Here is a 5,122-nt window from a genome sequence, read left to right as displayed (position 1 = left end):
GTCCAGGTGCGCGGCACCCGCCGTACCGTCGTCGGCACCATGGCCTGGGACCTGGACGAGATCGCCGCGGCCCGCCGTGACAACGGCCCCGAGGCCGCCCTCGCCCTCCTCGGCGAGAGCCGCCCGCACCTACCTGCACGCCGTGCTGACCGGGGATGAGTACGCCGATGTAATCGAACTGATGTCTGGTGTCACGCCTCATGTCCAGGCCGTCCCGCCCAACGCCATGCAATTGGACCTGACATCGGCGCTCCGGTACTTCGATCTGTCTCCCTACAACGTGGTCCAGTTGGCGAAGATCAGGCTGAAGGCGCTGTACGGCATCGACAGCAGCGCCGGGCTCGCGGGCAACCGCATGCTGGCGGCCATGGCCGCCGACGCGTCCGCGCCGGGCGATACCACCTGGGTCCCCGACGGGCAGGCGGCCGTCTTGTTGTATCCGCGGCCGGTCACTGCCCTGCCCGGGATCGGCCGCACCACGCTGCACACCATCGGGCAGGTCGTCGATCTGCCCGCCGGAACCCTGCAGCGACTGCTCGGCGCAGGTCCCGCCCGGCTGCTGGCCGAACGAGCCCGTGGCCACGATCTCCGCCCGGTCACCCCGGGGGAACCTGCGGCGCATCTGGTCGCCGACCTGGCGCTGGAGCGGGACTGCCTCGACCCGGCACAGCATCACCGAGCAGTCCTGGGGCTCGCCGAGCAGATCGGCCAACGCCTGCGCGGCGAACGCCAGATCACCAGCCGGCTCACTCTCACCGTGCGGTACGCCGACAACAGTTCCACCACACGTACGCGCACGCTGCCGGAACCCGCCAACCACTCACCCGCCCTCGCGGCAACCGCCCTGGGTTTGCTGAACGCCCTTGGGCTGCAGCGGGCGAGAGTTCGCGCCTTCGTGATCCGTGCCGACGCCCTGCTGCCGGCCGAGAGCGCCTACCGCCAACTCTCCATGGATCCGGGAGACGATCGCGCCCGCGTGGCCGAAGCCGCCGCCGACCGCGCCCGCCGCCGCTTTGGACCCTGGGCCATCCGCCCAGCGACTCTGGCCGACTGACTGCTGCGCACCTCGCCGGGGGTTCGGCGCGAACTCGCGATCGCGACGCGGGGATGCCGCTGTCGCGTCTTTCTGCCTGCCCATCCGGCGCGTGCCGCCCTGCCGGCGGGCGCCGGTCAGCTCAACCTGAAGTCGGCCGGTGACGCGGCCCGGGATCAGTTCCGTCCTTGAGCTTGCACATTGGAAACCGACCGGTTTACAGTGAGACCAAGAGGAAACCGATCGGTTTCCCGGGCGAGTTCGGGAGTGCGTGATGACGACAAATCGGCCGGTGGCCCTCGTGACGGGCGCGTCCTCCGGCATCGGCAAGCAGACCGCGCTCGCGCTGGTCGCGGCGGGTTTCGAGGTGGCCGGCACGGGCCGCGACACCTCACGCGTCACCCCGCTGCGGGGCGTGACGTTCTTCGACCTCGACGTGGTCAGTGACAAGTCGGTCACCGCCGTGGTCCAGCAGGTGATCGACCGGTTCGGGCGGATCGACGTCCTGGTCAACAACGCCGGCATCGGCTCGATCGGTGCGGCCGAGGAAACCTCCCTCGCGCAGGCCCAGAACGTGTTCGACATCAACGTCTTCGGGGTCATGCGCATGGTCAAGGAGGTCCTGCCGCACATGCGCGCCCAGGGGCGCGGCCGCATCATCAACCTCTCGTCCGTGCAGGGCTTCATCCCCGCTCCCTACATGGCCGTGTACGGCGCGTCCAAGCACGCGATCGAGGGCTACTCCCAGTCCCTGGACCACGAGGTGCGGAAGTACGGCGTCCGCTCGCTCCTGGTCGAACCCGCCTACACCAACACCGGATTCGAGGCCAACAGCGCCAAGCCCGACACCCCCCCTGCAGACCTACGCGGACCAGCGGCACGTCTTCGACCGCCTGATGACGGAGGCGATCAAGAGCGGTGACGACCCCGCCGTGGTCGCCAAGGCGATCGTCACGGCCGCGACCGACACCAAGCCGAAACTGCGCTACGCCGCCGGTCCCATGGCCGGACGCGCACGCATGCTCCGCTTCGTTCCCGCCTGGGTCCTGGACAAGCAGATTCGCACGATGAACAAGCTCACCGGCTGACACCCGCCACCCGCACACCCCGTCCATCAAGCACGTCGCCACCCGCACATCCCATCGCGCCGCTGATACCGGGAGAGACCCATGTCCGAGACCCTGCACTCCGCCGCCGCTACCGTCGCGAGCTGGCGCTCCGCCGAGGAACGCGGTGACGTCGACGCCGCGGTCGCGTGCCTGAGCCGGGACGTCGTGCTCAGCTCGCCGCTCACCGAGCAGTTCCGCTTCGAGGGATCTGACCAGCTGCGTGACTTCCTGACTTCGGCGTTCACGGCGGTCAAGGACGTCCGTTACCACACCCAGACCGGCGAGGGCGACGCATACGCGCTGGTCTACCGGGCGCGGGTGGGGTCCCAGTCGTTCGAGGAGGTGCAGTTGCTGCGGCTCGACGACGAGGCAAAGATCAAGGAGATCACGCTCTTCGGGCGTCCGATGCCGGCCCTCACCGCCCTGATGACCACCCTGGGGCCGGAGCTCGCCCGCCAGCAGGGCCGCCGGGGCCTCGCGGCGCTCATGCGCGCCAGCACCATACCCATCCACGCGATGGTCACCTTCGGGGACCGCAGCATGGTCGCGAAGACCCGGCCGGCAGCCCGGTAGACCTGAGAGCACCAGGTCCACTGGCCGTTTGCCCCGTTCCCCTTCCGGCAGGTGGCGGCAGCCGCGGGCGATGTCCCCGGCGGACGGCTTCAGGTGGCAGGAACGCACGAGGTACCTGCCGCCCAGGTGGGCTCCGGCTCCGGCTCGCCCTGACCGCCCGGGCGAAGCCGACTCCAGAGAGCGGCTGCTGGAGGCACCGTCCTCCACCGGCCACGGCAGCGTCCGGCCAATCCCCCGACGCGCCGAGGTGATGCGGCAACTCGCCGCGCCCTCCGGCAACTTGACCCAACAGGAGACGCTCGCATGAAACGACGTATGTTCCTTACGGCGACCACCGCGTCGCTGGCCGTCACCCAACTCGCCGGATCCGCCTACGCCTCCGCCTCCCCCTCTCGTCCAACAGCCGGTCACTACGAGGTCGTTGCCCGTTTCTGGGGCGCGATGCCGACGGGTGTCACCGTCTCGCGCCGCGGCCGGGTCTTCGTCAACTTTCCCCGCTGGGGCGACGACGTCCCGTTCACCGTCGCCGAACTGCGCGGCGGGAAGCCGGTGGCCTACCCCGACGCCGAGGTGAACCGCGAAGACGCCTCCGACCTGGCCGGGCACTTCCAGTCGGTGCAGAGCGTCGTCGTCGACCCGGCCGACCGGCTGTGGATCCTCGACACCGGAAGCCCGCTGTTCGCCGGGTCCTCCTACGGCGGTCCGAAACTCGTGGCGGTCGACCTGCGCACCGACCGGATCGTACGGAAGATCCTCTTCCCGCCCGAGGTGGTGCCGGCCAACAGCTACCCCAATGACGTGCGCTTCGACCTGCGGCGCGGCGCCGAGGGCATGGCGTTCATCACCGACTCGGGCGGCTCGAACGGGGTGATCGTGGTCGACCTCGCCACGGGCCGCTCCTGGCGGCGACTGGCCGGGCATCCCTCGGCGCTCCCGGACGAGCGGTTCCTCCCGGTCATCGAGGGCGAGCCCTTCATGGTCCGCCCCGCGGGCGGCGAGCCCACGTACTACGAGACCGGCTCCGACGGCATCGCTCTCAGCGCCGACGGCACGCGCCTCTACTACTGCCCGCTGTCCAGCCGCCGACTGCACAGCGTGTCCACCGACGCCCTCGCCGACCCGGACGCCACGGACGCCGAGGTCGCCGCGACGGTCGAGGACCACGGGTTCAAGCCGATGGCCGACGGCCTGGAGAGCGACGACAAGGGGCGGCTCTACGGCGGCGACCTGGAACACAACGCGATCTGGCGCAGGAACCCGAACGGCACCTACCGGACCCTCGCCCAGGGACGCGATCTGCTCTGGGTCGACACCCTGTCCATCGCCTCGGACCGGCACCTGTACGCCATCGCCAACCAGCTCAACCGTCTGTCCCCCTTCCACGAGGGCAAGGACCTGCGCCGCAAGCCCTATCTCCTGGTCCGCCTGCCGATCGACGCCGGACCGGTCAGGCTCGTGTGACCTCTCCGGCCCGCGCCAGGCGGCCGCCTGGGCGCTGTCGGGGCACACCGAACGCCGCCCTTCCGCTGGGACTTGCGCGCGAAAACCGATCAGTTTACGATGAGGGAACCGATCGGTTTCTCGTCGTGGCGGCGGGCGAGTTCCGAACCCCATTGCTCAGGAGTACGGATGGCTTCCCGCGCGACGCCTCAGGGCAACCGCCTAGTGCTCCAGTGCGGTTTCGTGATCTGTCCGGCAGGTTTGTCGGCGGATCGTCGTCGGTAATGGCTGCGGTACCCAACGGCACGGGAAGCGTACTCGGATTCCCGCGACCTCAGTTTTCACCCGAGCGCTGGAAGTGCGTTCTTCGCAGTCGGTCTCCGAGATGGCGCAAATCGCGACCGACGTCAACATCATCATCAACGATGCCGGCGTCCTGCTGCCGGTGCCCCGCGCCCGCCTGGAGCAGCGCACACCAGTTTCCTGATACCGGAGAGGTTATTTGCAATGAGTGCGAATTCGCAGAAGAAGTTTTACGCCCTGAATATGTTTGACGTGACCGACGTGGAGAAGTACCTTGCGTATTTCAGTCGTTTGCCCGAAGTAGCTCCGCAATATGGCGGTCGAATGGTGGCGTTTGGCCGTTTCCGTGACAACGTAGCCGGTGACCTTGCGCCACGGCAGGTTCTGTTTCTCGTTGAATGGGAGTCCGAAGAGGCGTTCAACACCTTCCGGGACGATCCGGACTTGGTCGACTTTCATCCACTGCGGGAGAACGGGACGGCGTCCTATATCTGGCAGACGTTCGATGGTCTCGATATGAGTGACCCCACCGACGTTTCGCTCGACGACGTGCTGGCGGTGCTCAAGCCTTAACCTCGATTCGTCAGCGGGGTTCGGTGGCTGACTTGCTCGGCAGTTCGCCCGTAATGTCCTCGGGCCGTTCGAGGTGGGCCGTCGCGTGACG

4 protein-coding genes and 1 pseudogene are annotated in these 5,122 nt (G+C 68.4%); all 5 read left to right on the top strand.

Annotated elements, in window-relative coordinates; genetic code table 11:
- The first annotated feature begins 181 nt into the window (after positions 1 to 181).
- The 5 genes and pseudogenes from ACZ5SK_RS48325 to ACZ5SK_RS48305 all read left to right on the top strand — a co-directional run bounded on the left by ACZ5SK_RS48325 (position 182) and on the right by ACZ5SK_RS48305 (position 5,031).
- On the top strand, positions 182 to 1,054 hold the full coding sequence (locus ACZ5SK_RS48325) for a DNA polymerase Y family protein (protein ID WP_361710740.1): 873 nt from the start codon (positions 182 to 184) through the stop codon (positions 1,052 to 1,054).
- A gap of 253 nt (positions 1,055 to 1,307) precedes the next feature.
- Positions 1,308 to 2,121, top strand: a pseudogene (locus ACZ5SK_RS48320) (oxidoreductase).
- Between the two features lie 81 nt (positions 2,122 to 2,202).
- The gene (locus ACZ5SK_RS48315; protein WP_361710744.1) at positions 2,203 to 2,715 is read left to right on the top strand and encodes a nuclear transport factor 2 family protein; all 513 of its coding nucleotides are present in this window, start codon (positions 2,203 to 2,205) and stop codon (positions 2,713 to 2,715) included.
- Positions 2,716 to 3,018: 303 nt separating this feature from the next.
- Positions 3,019 to 4,176: an L-dopachrome tautomerase-related protein gene (locus ACZ5SK_RS48310; protein ID WP_361710746.1), complete on the top strand. Its 1,158-nt coding sequence runs from the start codon at positions 3,019 to 3,021 to the stop codon at positions 4,174 to 4,176.
- Positions 4,177 to 4,662: 486 nt separating this feature from the next.
- The gene (locus ACZ5SK_RS48305; protein ID WP_468578093.1) at positions 4,663 to 5,031 is read left to right on the top strand and encodes a DUF1330 domain-containing protein; all 369 of its coding nucleotides are present in this window, start codon (positions 4,663 to 4,665) and stop codon (positions 5,029 to 5,031) included.
- The last annotated feature ends 91 nt before the right edge of the window (positions 5,032 to 5,122 follow it).

The sequence above is a fragment of the Streptomyces sp. NPDC031474 genome (assembly GCF_055581185.1).
Note: the sequence above shows the minus strand (reverse complement) of the source record. Positions and strands in the feature narration are given on the sequence as shown.

Bases quoted from the DNA above. Each gene is read 5' to 3' on its own strand.
- ACZ5SK_RS48325 (WP_361710740.1), top strand. From the start codon at position 182: ATGTCTGGTGTCACGCCTCATGTCCAGGCCGTCCCGCCCAACGCCATG.
- ACZ5SK_RS48305 (WP_468578093.1), top strand. From the start codon at position 4,663: ATGAGTGCGAATTCGCAGAAGAAGTTTTACGCCCTGAATATGTTTGAC.
- ACZ5SK_RS48310 (WP_361710746.1), top strand. From the start codon at position 3,019: ATGAAACGACGTATGTTCCTTACGGCGACCACCGCGTCGCTGGCCGTC.
- ACZ5SK_RS48315 (WP_361710744.1), top strand. From the start codon at position 2,203: ATGTCCGAGACCCTGCACTCCGCCGCCGCTACCGTCGCGAGCTGGCGC.